This is a genomic window from Sulfurospirillum sp. E15m (genome assembly GCF_059415145.1).
In genome coordinates, this window is the sequence record NZ_JCAHZS010000002.1 from 17,308 (window position 1) to 32,860 (window position 15,553).

At 39.4% G+C, this 15,553-nt stretch carries 20 protein-coding genes; 15 read left to right on the top strand and 5 right to left on the bottom strand.

The genetic code is table 11. The features are described 5' to 3' along the window. Nucleotides 1–13: 13 nt before the first annotated feature. On the top strand, nucleotides 14–2,527 hold the full coding sequence (locus tag AC5SLP_RS04215) for a chemotaxis protein CheW (protein ID WP_495253895.1): 2,514 nt from the start codon (nucleotides 14–16) through the stop codon (nucleotides 2,525–2,527). Here the strand turns inward: AC5SLP_RS04215 and AC5SLP_RS04220 are convergent. Continuing rightward, nucleotides 2,524–4,371, bottom strand: coding sequence for a mechanosensitive ion channel family protein (locus tag AC5SLP_RS04220; RefSeq protein ID WP_495253896.1), 1,848 nt, complete (start codon nucleotides 4,369–4,371; stop codon nucleotides 2,524–2,526). The genes AC5SLP_RS04215 and AC5SLP_RS04220 overlap by 4 nt on opposite strands. Nucleotides 4,372–4,693: 322 nt before the next feature. On the opposite strand from AC5SLP_RS04220, the gene aldA reads away from it, so the two are divergent. Beyond that, nucleotides 4,694–6,142, top strand: coding sequence for an aldehyde dehydrogenase (gene aldA, locus AC5SLP_RS04225; protein ID WP_495253897.1), 1,449 nt, complete (start codon nucleotides 4,694–4,696; stop codon nucleotides 6,140–6,142). A gap of 58 nt (nucleotides 6,143–6,200) precedes the next feature. Here aldA and AC5SLP_RS04230 read toward each other — a convergent pair whose 3' ends face one another. Beyond that, the gene (locus AC5SLP_RS04230; protein ID WP_495253898.1) at nucleotides 6,201–6,731 is read right to left on the bottom strand and encodes a ferritin-like domain-containing protein; all 531 of its coding nucleotides are present in this window, start codon (nucleotides 6,729–6,731) and stop codon (nucleotides 6,201–6,203) included. 142 nt (nucleotides 6,732–6,873) lie between these two features. On the opposite strand from AC5SLP_RS04230, the gene AC5SLP_RS04235 reads away from it, so the two are divergent. The 12 genes from AC5SLP_RS04235 (at nucleotide 6,874) to AC5SLP_RS04290 (ending at nucleotide 12,533) form a co-directional block, all read left to right on the top strand. Beyond that, a complete protein-coding gene (locus AC5SLP_RS04235) occupies nucleotides 6,874–7,230 on the top strand; it encodes a NifB/NifX family molybdenum-iron cluster-binding protein (RefSeq protein WP_495253899.1) in 357 nt (118 codons plus the stop codon). A 4-nt stretch (nucleotides 7,231–7,234) separates the two neighbouring features. Further along, nucleotides 7,235–7,666 carry a NifX-associated nitrogen fixation protein gene (locus AC5SLP_RS04240; protein ID WP_495253900.1) on the top strand — a complete coding sequence of 144 codons (432 nt, stop codon included), beginning with the start codon at nucleotides 7,235–7,237 and terminating at the stop codon, nucleotides 7,664–7,666. 12 nt (nucleotides 7,667–7,678) lie between these two features. Beyond that, nucleotides 7,679–8,197 carry a flavodoxin gene (locus AC5SLP_RS04245; RefSeq protein WP_495253901.1) on the top strand — a complete coding sequence of 173 codons (519 nt, stop codon included), beginning with the start codon at nucleotides 7,679–7,681 and terminating at the stop codon, nucleotides 8,195–8,197. Nucleotides 8,198–8,215: 18 nt separating this feature from the next. Next, complete coding sequence (locus tag AC5SLP_RS04250) at nucleotides 8,216–8,548, top strand: nitrogenase-stabilizing/protective protein NifW (RefSeq protein ID WP_495253902.1); 333 nt, start codon at nucleotides 8,216–8,218, stop codon at nucleotides 8,546–8,548. Further along, complete coding sequence (locus AC5SLP_RS04255; protein ID WP_495253903.1) at nucleotides 8,538–8,906, top strand: nitrogen fixation protein NifZ; 369 nt, start codon at nucleotides 8,538–8,540, stop codon at nucleotides 8,904–8,906. Before AC5SLP_RS04250 ends, AC5SLP_RS04255 begins: the two co-directional genes overlap by 11 nt. 91 nt (nucleotides 8,907–8,997) lie before the next feature. Beyond that, nucleotides 8,998–9,336 carry a hypothetical protein gene (locus AC5SLP_RS04260; RefSeq protein ID WP_495253904.1) on the top strand — a complete coding sequence of 113 codons (339 nt, stop codon included), beginning with the start codon at nucleotides 8,998–9,000 and terminating at the stop codon, nucleotides 9,334–9,336. A 10-nt stretch (nucleotides 9,337–9,346) separates the two neighbouring features. After that, nucleotides 9,347–9,643 (top strand): 2Fe-2S iron-sulfur cluster-binding protein, encoded by a 297-nt coding sequence (locus AC5SLP_RS04265; RefSeq protein ID WP_495253905.1) that lies wholly within the window; start codon nucleotides 9,347–9,349, stop codon nucleotides 9,641–9,643. Nucleotides 9,644–9,707: 64 nt separating this feature from the next. Continuing rightward, on the top strand, nucleotides 9,708–10,934 hold the full coding sequence (locus AC5SLP_RS04270) for an RNA polymerase factor sigma-54 (protein ID WP_495253906.1): 1,227 nt from the start codon (nucleotides 9,708–9,710) through the stop codon (nucleotides 10,932–10,934). Beyond that, on the top strand, nucleotides 10,931–11,287 hold the full coding sequence (locus tag AC5SLP_RS04275; RefSeq protein WP_495253907.1) for a nitrogen fixation protein NifQ: 357 nt from the start codon (nucleotides 10,931–10,933) through the stop codon (nucleotides 11,285–11,287). The genes AC5SLP_RS04270 and AC5SLP_RS04275 overlap by 4 nt, the downstream gene beginning before the upstream one ends. Nucleotides 11,288–11,323: 36 nt before the next feature. Then, on the top strand, nucleotides 11,324–11,836 hold the full coding sequence (locus AC5SLP_RS04280) for a GNAT family N-acetyltransferase (RefSeq protein ID WP_495253908.1): 513 nt from the start codon (nucleotides 11,324–11,326) through the stop codon (nucleotides 11,834–11,836). 104 nt (nucleotides 11,837–11,940) lie between these two features. Next, on the top strand, nucleotides 11,941–12,168 hold the full coding sequence (locus AC5SLP_RS04285) for a hypothetical protein (protein WP_495253909.1): 228 nt from the start codon (nucleotides 11,941–11,943) through the stop codon (nucleotides 12,166–12,168). Beyond that, complete coding sequence (locus AC5SLP_RS04290; RefSeq protein WP_495253910.1) at nucleotides 12,150–12,533, top strand: type II toxin-antitoxin system VapC family toxin; 384 nt, start codon at nucleotides 12,150–12,152, stop codon at nucleotides 12,531–12,533. The genes AC5SLP_RS04285 and AC5SLP_RS04290 overlap by 19 nt, the downstream gene beginning before the upstream one ends. A gap of 109 nt (nucleotides 12,534–12,642) precedes the next feature. On the opposite strand, the gene AC5SLP_RS04295 is transcribed toward AC5SLP_RS04290, so the two are convergent. The 3 genes from AC5SLP_RS04295 to AC5SLP_RS04305 form a co-directional block, all read right to left on the bottom strand. Next, complete coding sequence (locus tag AC5SLP_RS04295) at nucleotides 12,643–13,845, bottom strand: IS256 family transposase (RefSeq protein WP_495253911.1); 1,203 nt, start codon at nucleotides 13,843–13,845, stop codon at nucleotides 12,643–12,645. Nucleotides 13,846–13,871: 26 nt separating this feature from the next. Next, nucleotides 13,872–14,054 carry a hypothetical protein gene (locus AC5SLP_RS04300; RefSeq protein ID WP_495253912.1) on the bottom strand — a complete coding sequence of 61 codons (183 nt, stop codon included), beginning with the start codon at nucleotides 14,052–14,054 and terminating at the stop codon, nucleotides 13,872–13,874. 199 nt (nucleotides 14,055–14,253) lie between these two features. After that, a complete protein-coding gene (locus AC5SLP_RS04305) occupies nucleotides 14,254–14,664 on the bottom strand; it encodes a VOC family protein (RefSeq protein WP_495253913.1) in 411 nt (136 codons plus the stop codon). Between the two features lie 118 nt (nucleotides 14,665–14,782). On the opposite strand from AC5SLP_RS04305, the gene blaOXA reads away from it, so the two are divergent. After that, entirely contained in the window at nucleotides 14,783–15,553 is a 771-nt protein-coding gene (gene blaOXA, locus AC5SLP_RS04310) for a class D beta-lactamase (protein WP_495253914.1), read from the top strand.

A 15,553-nucleotide genomic window follows, 5' to 3' on the forward strand; every position in this document is an offset into this window, starting at 1 on the left:
GGGGTTTTTACGCATGTCTTCCACGCCAAACTCGACACGATACAACGCCTTTATCCCCGAGGTAGTCGCTTACCAAAAAGCACTTGACCAACTCTCTGAGAGGTGGAATCTTCTTTCACTTCTTGGGCAAATGAGTAACATCGGAATGGATATTTCCGAAACCAGACAAGCCTTTAGCAATCTTTCCGAACAACTTTTAGGTCGCCTTTGCGAAGAGACGGTGAAAAAACTCTCCACAGAACTCAGTGCGAAAGCACAAGTAGCGATTGATATTTTAATACGCAATTTATTTGAAAGAACTGCTGATATCGGCTTTTTAGCCATGGATACCATCTTATGTCAATTTGCGTCCCACAGTCAGGAAGAGCAGGCAAAAGAGCTTGCCTCTTTGCAGGAACGTTTTTGCGAATACATCGAAAAATACAGTGTTTACAGTGACGTGTTGTTGTTTGATTTGGACGGTACGCTCATCGCATCAACCGACGATGCCAAAATAGGCAAAAAGATAGACAAAGGGTTTATTTATGAAGCGATTAACACCTCAAAAGAGTATGTAGAGAGTTTCGATATTTTTCCTCTTATCAGCGATAAAGAGAGCTTATTGTACAGCTACCGCGTCTGTGACAGCAGCGCAACACCTCTTGCAGTTTTAGCGTTAGTGTTTAAATTTCAAGACGAGATGGAAGTGATTATTTCCAATCTGATTGAGAATGAAATGTGGACAGATATTTTACTGCTTGATGCAAAAAATCGAACGATTTACAGCAGTGATGTTTTTCACTATCCTTTAAGCGCGCCGCAAAAAATGGTCTTAAATTGTTTTAATGTTGTCCCTTTTGCAGGACAAGAGTATGTTGCTTGTACGAAGATGACAAAAGGGTATCAAGGCTTTTTTGGGCTAGGATGGCAGGCTCACTCTTTGATGCCTTTAAATTTTGCGTTTGGGCAAAAACAAGCACACATACCTTTCACGGAAGAACAGAGTAAAATCATTAAAAACTCATCGCTTTTTTCAGAAGAATTTACGAACATACCAAGCAAAGCAGAAGCCATTCAACGCAAACTGGACATGACGATTTGGAACGGTAATGTTCAAATCGCCAATCAAAAAAGTGGCGACAATTCGTTTTCAAAATCTCTTCTTAACGAGATTTCACGCACAGGTGCACAGACGAAGAAGACGTTTGAAGAGTCGATTGGAAATTTAAATTGGACGGTGGTTGCCTCGTTTATTAATGATGCGGCGTTTCGTGCAAAATTGGCGATAGACATTATGGATAGGAACCTGTATGAGCGTGCCAATGATTGCCGTTGGTGGGCGCTGAGTCCTGTTTTTATCAAAGCGTTTAATGCCAAATACAAAGACTTTTCGACGATTCGTAAAGAGTTTGGACATGAAATCAGCGAAGTGCTTAGTGCGATTAATGCTTTATACACGGTCTATACCAATCTTTTTATCTACGATTCGCAAGGTTACGTGATTGCCACAAGTCAAGAAAAATACGCACATCTTATCGGAAAACGCATTGGTGCTCCTTACATCGCACAATCTTTAGCGCTAAAGAGTTCTAAAGAGTACGTAGTGAGTGCTTTTGAGAGCAGTGAATTGTACGATGGGCGGCATACGTATATTTACAGTGCGCCTATTTTTATCCCTGAGGTCAAAGAGGCGCAAGGAGGAATTGGTATCGTTTTTGATGCCTATACGCAGTTTGAAGCGATGCTCAAAGATGTTATGGGCGAAGATGAACGCTCATTTGCACTGTTTGTGGAGAATAATACGCATACGATTATCGCCTCCACATCGCCTTTGGTCTCCATAGGCGAGCGCTGTTCATATTGTGACTTGGCTGAAAATATCGTTTTGATTCATGATGATTATTACATCATCGGAAAAGCAAAATCAGAGGGGTATCGAGAGTATAAATGCACAGACGGATATGTCAATGATGTAACGGCGATAGTGTGCATTAAAATTGCCCATAAGGAAGCCGCTTTAAAAATGAGTGAAAAGCAGGTTGTTAAACATTATCTCTATCCTAAAGTTACAGCAGGTGAAAAGACTGTGGACCTTTCAACATTTTGGGTGTATGGAACACTGTTTGCCATTGAAAGCCAGCAAATCTATGCCGCATTAGAAGGGCAAGACATCACCAAAGTGATTGGGTGTGATGCCATTTATGTCGGTATGATTACTTGGAACAATCAAACCATTCCCGTAGCGTCACTTGCGAAGTATTTTCATCAAGAATTGGCATATGACAAAGAGACGAATCACATTATCGTGCTAAAAGGCAATGATGATCATCCGTTTGGTTTGGTGATTGATATGGTGCAAGACAGCCCTGAAGTTCCTTTGCGCTGTATTGATGCGACCAATCAAGCGATGATGGGACAACACACTTTAACCAAAGCGATTATTAAAGCCGACATTGGGCAAGAAAAAGCAGAAATGCTCTCCGTACTTGACCCGATGAAAATAGAACGCTATTTATTGCTTGAAAAAGATACGCTCAAAAGTATTTAAAGGTTCGTTTCCGTCTCTTCCTTTTTGCTCTCTGGAAAAAGGGAAAGATGGACATTTTTATCCACACTTTTGATATGCAAGTCATGCTGTGGAAATGGAATTTCGATACCATGAGCATTGAGTGTGTTGTAAATCAGAATCAAAAAGCGTGAAGTCGTTTTTCTCGGAGCTAAAATTTCTTCACCGTGTATCCACACTTGGAGCACAAAATCAACGCTGTTACTGCCCATGCCTGTCATCAGGACACTGGTGTATTTTTCAGGGGTCGTGATGACATCTTTATAGGCACATTGATTGACGGCATTGACGATAATGTCAATGACATGTTCAGGTTTTGTGCCATACGCAACACCAAAAGGGATGTCAAAGCGCTTTAATTTATCGTGCATGGTCCAATTAATCACGTTGTTTTCAATGAAATTACGATTGGGGACAATAACGTCAATGTTGCCATTAGTATTGAGTGTCGTTGAACGCATACGAATATCAAAGACATGTCCACGCAAAGTATCTGAAAGTTCAACAAAGTCACCAATTTTGATGCTTCGCTCAAACATTAAAATAATGCCAGAAACAAAGTTTGAGACGATATTTTGTAAGCCAAAACCAATGCCCACTGAAAGAGCACCTGCAACCAGTGCAATGGAAGAGAGGTCTATGCCTAAAACATTCAAAGCGATAAAAAAAGCGGTGATGATAATAATATAATACCCAATATTGGTGAGAATGGTGCGTGTCGCTAAGTTGATGGATTTGCTATTGCTGGCAATGCGCTTAATACTGGTTTTGTAAAATCCACCGCCTAACACACCGATGATAAAAATAAAAACAGCGATGATAAGCTTCCACGTAGTAATAGGTGTGCCATTGACCGTAAAAATAGGCTCACCCAGCATATGCCAAATGGAGACCAGAATATTTTTGAATTCTTGCGTGGTAGAACCTGTGATGGTGTTGATAGTCCCAAAATAACTTTTTTCCATTACATGTAAAAGAGAGGCCATCGGCTCTTTTATCGCGTTGGTATTGTCAAAAATAGCAATGCTATCCAGTATAGTTTTCTCCAATGCAAATGCTTTTTCATCTTTGGATTTTAAGGCATTGGAAAACTCTAAGAACAACGATGTCAGTGTGTTTCTGAGTGCTTTATTGTACGCATCTTCTTTGAGGGAAATTGCCGTAGCGGATACGCCTCTATCTCGCGTATCGCCTAAAAGTTCAAAACGCTCTTTCTTCACCAACAAACTATCAATCGTCGCGCGTAATTTGGAAGCATCATCTTGTGCGGAGGCAGTTTTTTTTGCTTGGTTTTCGACATCAAAAGGAATCTTTTTCAAAGATTCGGTTAATAGCTTCTCTATGGCGAGCATCTCCTCTGCAATCATATTGCTTTGGTCTTTAAAATCTTGCAATGATTTGGTGTACAAAGCACTTTGCAGTTGCAGTGTGCGCTCTGAAGTGGCATTGCTGTCTAAGCCTTTGATCTCTTTGGTTAGGGATTTGATTTTATTGGTAATGGATTTGATTTTTTTAGCGAGTGAGTCTTTTTTTATGACATCATCGACATAATGATTAAAAAGAGCACTGTAATCGTCAAGCGTTTCAGGTGAATTCACTGCCGCTGGAGCAGTGGATGCGGGCGTTGTATTGATCAGCTTTTCAAGCAAGACTTTTTGTAAAGCTATCTCATCATTGGATACTTTAGATTCTTTGAGTGTCTTAAGAAGATTAACATAGACAGATTTGTCTGCATTGATTAAAGAGGTGTTTTGGTCATCGGCAAAAACACTTTGTGACACCAATAGAACTAATAGGGTCACGATTTTGAGGGCACGCATCATCATTTAAATTCTCCAACGTTGAATAGCAAAGAAAGACGAACCGTCGTTCTTAAAAGCGAATTATACCTTCAATGATTAAAGCATATTCTGAAGAATTGTATCATTTACATGTAAATGAAATGCTACGGTTCACGCAACATTATTGTGCAAAAGATAAAGCAATGAGCGTCTTAATGCATGCTTCTTGAACAATTAAAATATAACGATTTTGTTTCTTTTCTTTACATCCAATGTTAAAAAAATAGAAGAAATTTTTTTTTTGGTCTTCATTTACCATTTAGAAGTAAAATGAATCATATATGAAATCTAATTTAAGGAGAATACCATGGCAGAACCTCAAGTCTATCAGATGTACATCAATGGTGCGTTTATCGATTCGAAAGAGACGATCCCCGTCATTAATCCTTCCAACAAACAGGTCATCTCCTATATCCCCAAGGGAACAGCCGATGATGTTGATGCGGCAGTGAAATATGCAAATATTGCACAGCACTCTTGGGAGAAACTTCCTGCCATTGAAAGAGCAGGGTATTTGAAGAAAATTGCTCAGAAGATTCGAGAAAATGCTGCGTTTCTTGCCAAGACCATTACCGAAGAGCAGGGCAAAGTGATGGGGCTTGCCATGGTCGAAGTGAATTTTACAGCCGATTATATGGACTATGTTGCGGAATGGGCAAGACGGTATGAGGGAGAGATTATCCAAAGTGATAGAGCCAATGAAAACATCTTTTTATTTAAACTGCCTATTGGTGTCGCCGCTGGAATTTTGCCGTGGAACTTTCCTTTCTTTCTCATCGCACGAAAATTAGCACCCGCACTCTTAACAGGCAATACCATTGTCATAAAACCAAGTTCCGATACACCCAACAATGCGTTTGAATTTGCAAAATTGGTCGATGAAATAGGGCTTCCAAAGGGCGTGTTCAATCTGGTATCGGGTTCAGGCTCTGTCGTGGGTCATAGTCTTGCGGGGCATGAAAAAGTAGGTATCGTTAGTTTTACAGGAAGCGTGGAAGCGGGTGTGAAAATCATGGAAGCTGCCGCAAAAAATGTAACTAAAGTCTCTTTGGAACTCGGCGGTAAAGCTCCTGCTATCGTGATGGGCGATGCCGATATTGATTTGGCGGTTGAAGCGATTAAAAATTCGCGTGTCATTAACAACGGACAAGTGTGCAATTGTGCGGAGCGGGTGTACGTGCATAAAAGTGTTGCGCAAGAGTTTACCGACAAAATTACTAAAGCCATGGCGGCAACAACGTATGGTAACCCTTTAACCGAACATGTTGATATGGGACCACTCATCAATGAAGCGGCAATCACGCACGTACAAAGCTTGGTCGATAGTGCGCTTAAAGCTGGCGCAAAACTCACCACAGGCGGTAAAAGAGCCTCTAGAAACGATGGTTTTTATTATGAGCCTAGCGTCTTGATTGACGTGAAGCAAGAGATGGGTGTGATTCAAGAAGAGATTTTTGGTCCTGTGCTTCCGATTATGCGTTTTGATACGCTTGATGAAGCTATCTCTTTAGCCAATGACTGCCAATACGGTCTGACATCTTCCATTTACACACAAAATATCGATGTAGCGATGCGTGCATGCAAAGAGATTAAATTTGGGGAAACGTATATCAATCGTGAAAATTTTGAAGCAATGCAAGGATTTCATGCGGGATGGCGTAAGTCTGGTATCGGTGGAGCCGATGGTAAGCATGGGCTAGAAGAGTTCTTACAAACCAAAGTCGTTTATTTACAATACAATCTCAACAAACAATAATAAAACCGTTTTACATGTAAAAAGTTTTTACATGTAAAACGTTCTCTTGGCTTGTAGTTTAGGCAGGTTCGTTATTTTTTGCGTTTGCGGCAGCAGCGGCCATCATGGTTGATTTTTTCTTACTGCGCTCCATGGATTGAAGCACTAGGTATTGCTCTCCAAATTTGAGCATGTTTTCCATCTCATCGTCAAACTCTGCGTAATGTCCTTCTTCATCTATGACCAACTCTTCAAAGAGTTTTTTGGAAACACTATCGGCATGGTTACTACATTCAATCGCAAAATTGTTATAAAGCGTGATGGCATCTTCTTCACTTTGGCGTGCAAATTCAATCATCTCTTTAACGTCAATAATTTGTTTCACAGGCTCAGAAGCTTTCATCTCAATCGTACCTTTTAAAAAAAGCACTCTATCGGCGAGCTTCTCAATGTGTAGCATCTCTGCAATCGCAATGCGTTTAAACAGCGTTGAAAGCAGGTCATAGCCTTGGTCATCACAATGAAAATGAAAAAACATGTATTGATGGACAGCGGATAGTTCATCCGCGATAGCACAATTGAGCAGCTCTATACTTTTATCTCGTTTCATAAGTGACTCCTTCGCAATTTACTTTCGAAAATACTACCATAAAATGGACAATGAAATCATTTTGTAATTTTATGTTTCACAGCTCACCTACGGAACACTTTTTGTAAATAGATGCATAAGTTTAGGATAGGAGGATACACACATGGTCAAGGTAGCGTTTTTTACAAACGATTTAAAAAACATTGATGCTCATTTTGGTTCAGCAAGCCAATTTGCAGTGTACGATGTGGGTGCCAACACATACAGTTTAGCGCATGTTGTAGAAACGGGCGACGAGAGAACCGATGGCAGAGTGGAGATGCTACAAGATGAACACGTAGACATCCTTTATTGCGTTGAAATTGGACCTGCGGCTGCGGCAAAAGTGGTCAATAGCAAAATTTTCCCTATCAAATATAAAGAAGTGGTGAGCATCGCTGATGAGCTTGAAAAGCTCTCCGTGATGATGGCAACCAATCCTCCACCGTTTATCAAAAAAATCTTAGAAGCACGAGGATAGAGCGATGAATGAACTTGAAAAGCTGTTTATAGAAACTCTCATTTCTCAACTGCGAGCGCTTGACCAGTTTGGAACATGGGCAAAAAAAAGTGATGAAGAGCTTTTAAGTGATAAATATATTAAAAGCAAAGAAGCTCTTAAAAACATTCCCATTATCGCAGACATTGATGAGATGCAGATTCAAGACATTCGTCTCATTTTCCAATCCATCGCTTTGGCGTTTGAACTTAAAACGGGCATTATGTGTTCGGTGGTGATGGAAATGAGCCATGAAGGTTTTGGTCGAGCGGTTGTGTTGGCTGAAAAAATCGTTATTACGAACAAATTTTTTAAAGACGCACATCGTTACAGTTTTAGGTCATATGATGATTTGGTAAAAGAGGGTGGCAAGATGCTCAAAGATGCCATCGACATTTACGAAACGTATAAAAAATAAGTAGGATTAAACATGGCAAAGGTTGGTATATTTTACGCAAGTGCAGGTGGCAATACAACATTAGTCGCGGAGGCGTTAAAAGAGGCGTTTGAAGTTGAAGATGATGATTGTATTTTAATGGAAGATGATTTTGACAGTGTTGAACAGTTTGAAGACTATGATGTTCTTTTCTTCGGAAGTTCAACATGGGGACAAGGCGATGTTCACTTTAGTTGGGTCGATGCTTTGTTTGAAATCACTTCAGAAAATATTCGCTTTGACGGCAAAACAATGGCGTTTTTTGGCGCGGGTGATTCTAAAACGCATGGCGAGCATTTTTGCAGTGCTTTGGGTAAATTTTATCAAATCTTCTCCAAAACAGGCGCTAAAATTGTCGGTTTTACAGAGACAGACGGATACGCCTATGACGCTTCTTTAGCGGTTGTAGACGGTAAGTTTTGTGGTTTAGCCATTGATAATATTAACGAAAAAGAGAAAACACAAGAGCGTATCGAACAATGGATTGAGCAGCTAAAAAGCGAGCTAGATTAATTACATAAAGGATAAAAAATGAAAACGTTGGATCAATATTATAAGCTAAAAAATGCAGAAGATTTTTTTGAGTTTTTTGGTATTGCGTATGACAAGCATATTGTTGAGGTCAAGCGTTTTCATATCATGAAAGAGTATGGCGTACTCATCAAAAAAGGGTTTGAAAATTTCAACGGAAATGAAAAATACCTCATGGACTTTTTAAAATTTGCTTTGATTCGCGTTTATATGGACTATAAACATGGGCATTCACCCAGTGCGGCAGAAGTGTGGGGAATGTTAGAAGACGGTAAAGCCAAAGGATGTTTGGCATGTAGTCTATCGACTGAAGGAGGCAATTGTGCATGCTAGTGAAGAAGTTGTCTTGCATGACAGCGTGACAGCAAAATTATCAGGAAGAGATGAACCAAAAGCGAAGTTTTTTTTAGGTCAAAAAGTGAAACTTTTGGAAGATGTCAAAAATGATGGTACCTATCCGTATCTCAAAATTGGCGAGGTGATGATTAAAAAAGACTCAATCGGTTACATTCGTGGTATGGGTGAATTTTTGCAAGTCATTCGAGTCTATGAAGTCCACTTTTTAGATGCTGAAGCGGTTGTTGAGGTCATCGGGTGCCGAGAGCATGAACTTGAGGCTATGGAGCCTTATCGTGATATCGAAGCCGAAGAAGTCGAATGGATGATGAATCATTATAAAAACAAGCAATAATCTTGCTACCAAGTACCATCATTACTTTGTAGCTGTCGTAAAGAGTTCCGAAAGAACGTTAAAAAAACAATCTTAGTAAGGAGGAGAAGTCATGGCTAAAGTGATTTTCATGCATTTTGATGAGACAAAAGATGGCATCTATGATGCTAAAATAGGTGAACCTGTTGTTCGTCTGGCTAAAGAAAAAGGGATACCCATTCCTTTTGATTCTCATGATTTAAGCAAATGCTTAATCAGTGTTGAGAATATTAGTGAAGAAGAGCCTACAAGTTATATGGAAGATGAAGAGCTTGAAAAGCTTGTAGAACTGGGAGCTATTAGCCAAGAAGATGCAGATATTTGCCAACAATTTACCGTTAGTCCTAAAGTTCGCATCGCTTCAATGATGATGATTAAGGGCGACGTACTCATTAAACCATTTAAAAAGTAAAGGATCAACGATGACAACAAGAGTAGAAATTATCAATGACTTTTTGGCGATTAACGTCAAGCCAGGTGCAACCATTCAAGATGTTGTTGAAGCAAGTGGTAGTGCGCTTCCTTTTGGATGCCGTGACGGACAATGTGGCACATGTGCTGTTGAAATTGTACAAGGTATGGAATTTTTATCACCAAAAACGGACAAAGAAGTCAAAGTATTGAAAGAAATTTGCTTTGGAACGTGTACACCAAATACCCGTCTTTCTTGTCAAATGAAGATTGACAAACCAAACGGTGTTGTTAGAATTAAATACTAAAATAGGTTAAAAATTAAGCAGTAAATGTGCCTAAAACCACCATGGCTTTGGGCATAATTTACGCATGAGAAGTATAAATTTAGAATTCAAACAAAAGCAGAGCTTGAACCTCTCTTTGAAACTTTGGCTCCCATTGTTACAGCTTCCACTCCAAGAGTTAAGCACACACCTTGAAACTTTATCGTATGAAAATCCCTTTTTAGAAGTCAAACGTCCTTTTGAACAAAATCTAGGCTCCAGCCATGGAATGGTTGAAGAGTTGGTTTTGGGACAAGAGTCGTTGCATGAAAAAATTATAGAACAGATTATTCCACCGCTTTTTCCGACACCTATTTCTCAAAAAGTCGCTCATGAAATTTTGTGCGACATCAATGAAGAGGGCTATTTTGACGGCGATATCGAAGCGATTGCGCAGACATGCGGTGTTTACAGCGACTATGTTGAGCGTATTCGCCAACGGTTTTCTAAGTTAGAGCCTTATGGCGTTGGTTCACGTGAAAGCCATGAGTCGTTTGTTTTCCAACTCGATGCCCTAAGTGATGACATAGACGATGAACTCTACAATCTCGTTTTGAAGATGATTGAGCAGATGAGCCGAGTCGATAAATTTTCAAAGCATCACCGTTTTGAAGAAGCGCGTTCCATCATCAAAAAATTTTCCAATCCGCCAGCACTAGAGTATCAAGCGACACCGAAGCAGATAATTCCTGATTTTTACGTTGAAGTCGAAGACGATATTAAACTTCGCATCAATAACGACTACTACCCAGATATCTTAATTCAAGACCCATTTTCCAGTAAAAATGAAAGCATTAAAGATAAGCTTAAAGAGGCGCGTGATATCGTTAATCTTTTAGAGTTGCGTAAAACAACGCTCTATAAAATTGTTCTTTTAATTGTTGAAAAACAGCTCTCTTTTTTTGTGGGCGGTGAATTAAAACCACTCAATATGAGCCATCTTGCGGATGAACTCTCATTCGCTGAATCAACCATTTCAAGAGCAATTTCAAATAAATACATTGAATCAAAACAAGGGGTGTTACCCTTAAAGTCATTTTTCACCAATGCGGTTGCAACCAAAGAGCTTTCTTCTTCGGAGATTAAGAACTTTATCAACCAACAAATTGAGTATGAAAATAAAGAAGAGCCACTGACGGATGATGATTTATTGGTGCTCATTGAAAAGCGTTTTCGTATCAAAATGGTCAGACGTACCATTACCAAATACCGAAAATTGATGAATGTAGCATCCTCAAAAGAACGTAAAAAAATATATAAGGTACAAGCATGAGCACACAAACGAATAGCTCAAACGTATACAGTAAAGAAGCGATGTTAAAAATGGAGCGGGATGTAACGGTTTTTTTGCAAAGCTATGCAAAAAATCGCTACTCAAAATACGTTATTGCCCCGCATATTGCAGCAATGTCACTGAAAGAAAATCACCTTTATCAAGATATGGGATTTAACAATCGCGTACAAATGGGAAAGTATATGAAGTGTCATTTCCCCGACCTCGCAGCGTTAAAACCTGCCGATAAACTTTGGAAAAAATTTATCTACGATTCCGTGGGTTTGGTAGCGCCTGCATGTTTTACATGTAAAGATCAAACCAACTGTTTTGCGTGTCAGCTCGTAGGCTAAACACGCATTTTATTTTATTTCTACAAAGAAGATACCATGATTCGTTATGCGACTGAAAATGATTTGGAAGCAATTTTAGCGATTTACAATGATGCTATTTTAAACACCACTGCCGTTTATACCTACAAAGCTAAAACTTTAGAAGATAGAGAGTTGTGGTTTCAGACTAAACAAAAAGAGGGCTATCCTTTGTGGGTGTATGAACACGACGGAAAGGTTGTCGGGTACGCCACGTATGGCTCTTTTAGGAGCAGTCCCGCTTACAAATACACGATTGAGCATTCGGTGTACGTTCACAAAGATTTTCGCAAGCACGGTTTTGGAAAGGCATTGCTTGAAACCATCATCGACGATGCCAATGCCAAAGGGTACGCCACCATCGTCGCAGGCATCGACGCTGCCAACACCAAGAGCATTCATCTGCACGAAAAATTCGGTTTTGTGCTTTCGGGGATTGTCCACAAAGCAGGCTACAAATTTGCTCAATGGCTCGACTTAGCCTTTTACGAACTTCAACTGGATGGCCCTAAAAATCCTACCGAAGGGTGATTTTAGACTTTACATGTAAAGATAAAATAAATTATTTGCGTACGCTATTTGACTTATAACGTACGTAGTTGTATAATGCTCTTAATTTACTATAAGGAGCAAAGATGGTTGTCACTCCCTCAAAACTTCGTGAAAATCTTTACAATCTTTTAGATAGTGTCATTGAAAAAGGTGAGCTTCTTGAAATTTCTCGCAAAGGTAAAATATTGCGTATTGTACCTGAACAGCGTCCTTCTCGTCTTGATAAAATCATTGCTAAAAAGATTACCACCGCAAGCGATGATGAACTCATCAACACATCATGGGAGGACAAATGGAAGCCCTTTATTTAGACACGCACATCGTCGTGTGGCTGAGGCAAAAAGAGCTAGAAAAATTCTCACCCAAAGCACTCGAAGCCATTGAGCAGGCAGGGCAGCTTTTTGTCTCTCCAATGGTTGAATTGGAACTAAAATTTTTACATGAAATTGGACGTATTTCAGAGACTCCCTACAATATTTTAGGAGATTTGGGTGCGATGATAGGGCTTAAAATAGACGATAGAAGTTTTAGCGAAGTCATTCAAAAAGCAATGCTTATCGACTGGACACGCGACCCATTTGATCGCATTATTGTCGCACATGCTATGAGTCAGGAAAGTAAACTTTTAACGAAAGATGAGAAGATTTTGAACTATTTTCAAGATGCGGTTTGGTAGGAATACTTTTGTAATTAAAGATATTTCTATTAATTTTATTCCTTAGTTTTGGAATACAAAGGGAGTGTTCAGAAATCTGTGTCAGCACCTTGTAGTTCCTAAAATTGTATCATAAATTTAAAGCCTTGTTGAGTCTGCCCTCGAAATAAATTGAGAGTTGTGAGAGGGTTAGACTCCAGTTTCGTATCGGCATTGTCCATTTTTTCTGCGCATTTTGAATCCCCATAAAGAGCAATTTCAATAAGCTATCATCATTAGGAAAAGCGCCTTTGGTCTTTGTGAGTGTTCTAAACTGGCGATGTACCGATTCAATTATATTAGTGGTATAAATAACCCGTCTGATGTCTTCTGGATACTGAAAGTACAGTGAGAGATTATCCCATTTGTTGCGCCAAGAAGTAAAGACGATAGGGTATTTTTTACCCCATTTTTCTTCAAGTTTATCCAATTCATTTTCAGCCTCATCTTTAGTAAAAGCTTGATATACAGCCTTTAGCTCACTGGCAAATTGCTTTTGATTGGAAGAGCCTACAAATCTAAGGGAATTGCGTATTTGATGCACGATACACAGTTGTACCTCTGTATTAGGAAATACTGAAGTAATCGCTTCAGGAAATCCTTTGAGTCCATCGACTGAGGCGATAAGTATATCTTTAACCCCACGGTTTTGAAGGTCAGTTAAAACCTGTAACCAGAACTTTGCTCCTTCATTCTCACCCAAATAAAGTCCAAGAATTTCTTTTTTGCCATCTGTTTTAACACCAAGGACGGTATAAAAGGCTTTAGAGATATATTTACCTTCATCTTTGACTTTATAGTGAATAGCATCCAAGAATATAAAAGGATAGAGTTCTTCCAAAGGGCGTACTCGCCACTCTTGTAACATGGGGAGGATTTTATCCGTTACTGCACTTATAGTGGCTTTAGAGAAGCCAACACCGTATATTTCTTCAATATGTTCGCTTATTTGGCTATAACTGTTTCCAAGAGCATAGAGGGATAATATCTTTTGCTCAATCTGATCAGACATATGGGTTTGATTTTTTTTAACAATTTGAGGTTCAAATGTACCTGCTCGATCACGTGGAACATCCAATTCAAAACTGCCCATTTCACTCTTCATAGTTTTTGAACTAATGCCATTTTTACGGTTTTTAGCTAAATCTTGAGTGAGATGTGATTCTATCTCTGCTTGAAGTGCTGCTTCTGTGAGTTGTTTGATAAGTGGAGCAAGTGCTCCATCTTTTCCGCCAAGGGCTTTACCCTCACGAATATGTTGTAATATTGCCTCTGTATCTATCTGAAATTCCATCGTTCAATCCTTTTGTATTTGAAATACTACCAGATTGACACAGAATTTCTAACGCTCCCAATGATAGACAACCAGAATTCTTCATTTTGTTGTGTTTTTTTTAATACTTCATGAGGAACCCATTGTGGACGAGGAGGTAAATAAAAATAATCAATTGCTGGAGGAGCCTTTTCTGCTATATCAATAGCTGATGCTAGTTGTTCAATCATTATATATCCTTTTTAATTTTTATAGCTCTCTTAGGAATGGGGTATTACAAAGATTATTACTTTCAAATCTTATCATATTTTATTTTTATGGGTTGTTTTTACTATCTCGTGTTCTTGAAATGTTTTCTACAAAATTATATCAATTCAGTTTTATATGTAAAGCCACACAATCTTTAAATTAAAGAAGGCAGGCTACTTTTTAATCTCCCACTCCCACCGTCATAAAAGGGTTGTACGCGATTTCCCACAAATGACCATCAAAGTCCTTAAAGTAGCCGCTGTATCCGCCCCAGAAAACTTTTTGCGGTTGCTTAGTAGGGGTTGCACCTGCTTTTAGGGCTTCTTCAAAAAGCGCATCGACCTCAGCTTCACTGCCAAGCATATGTGCGAGGGTAACACCATGAAAGGTACTTTCATCAAACGTGACATTGGCATCTTCTGCAAGTGCTTTTTTCTCATAGAGCGCAAGCCACGTTCCTTTGAGTGTAAAGAAAGCGATGTTGTCTTCATACGGTTCCATTCGTGGAAATCCCAGCCCTGTTTGATAAAAAGCAATAGAAGCTTTCAAATCGTTCACGCCAAGGCTAATCATACTGATAAAAGGTTTCATGGTATTCCTTACATGTAAAAGTCGGTACATAGTAACATAATGAAAGAAAATTACATGTAAAGAAAAAAGAAATTCATCGTTTACTTTTGGTTATAATGCGGCAAAAAGGAGTTTTGTCATGAGAGGATTTGTGCTGATTTTTGTTTGTGTGTTGTCACTTTTTGCCAACGATGATGCAACCCTTGCCAAACTTTTTGATGATTGTGGTGTTAAAGGAACGATGCTTATCGAATCGCTTGATGGCAAAGAGCAGTTTGTGTATAATGAAGTGCGTGCCAAAATGCCGTTACTTCCTGCTTCAACGTTTAAAATTCCCAACACGCTTATCGCGCTTGAGCAAGGCGTGGTGAATGAAAAGAGTCTTATCGTTTGGGATAAAATTGAGCGTAGCATCCCTGCTTGGAATCAAGATCAAACGTTAGAGAGCGCTTTTAAAACGTCCTGTGTCTGGTGCTATCAAAACTTTGCGCGTCACATTGGGCTTGAAAGCTACAATGCGTACCTTAAAAAACTTCACTATGGCAATGCAAAAACAGGCGATAATGTTGAGCGTTTTTGGCTCGATGGAAAGCTTCGCATCAGCGCTTATGAGCAGATAGCATTTTTGAAAAAACTTTACACAAACGATTTACCGTTTCAGCAAAAACATCTTGATTTTCTGAAAAAAATCATGATAGACGAGCAAGGAGCAAACTACACAGTTCGTGCCAAAACAGGTTGGGCGGTTCCTAAAGGCGCAGAACATCATGGCTGGTATGTGGGCTATGTTGAGAGTGCTAAAGGCGTTTACTTTTTTGCAACCAATCTTGTCACACCTTCTTCGGATGAATTACCACTGCGCAAGCTTATTACCCTGGATGCGCTTAAGGCAAAGGGCATCATCGAGTAA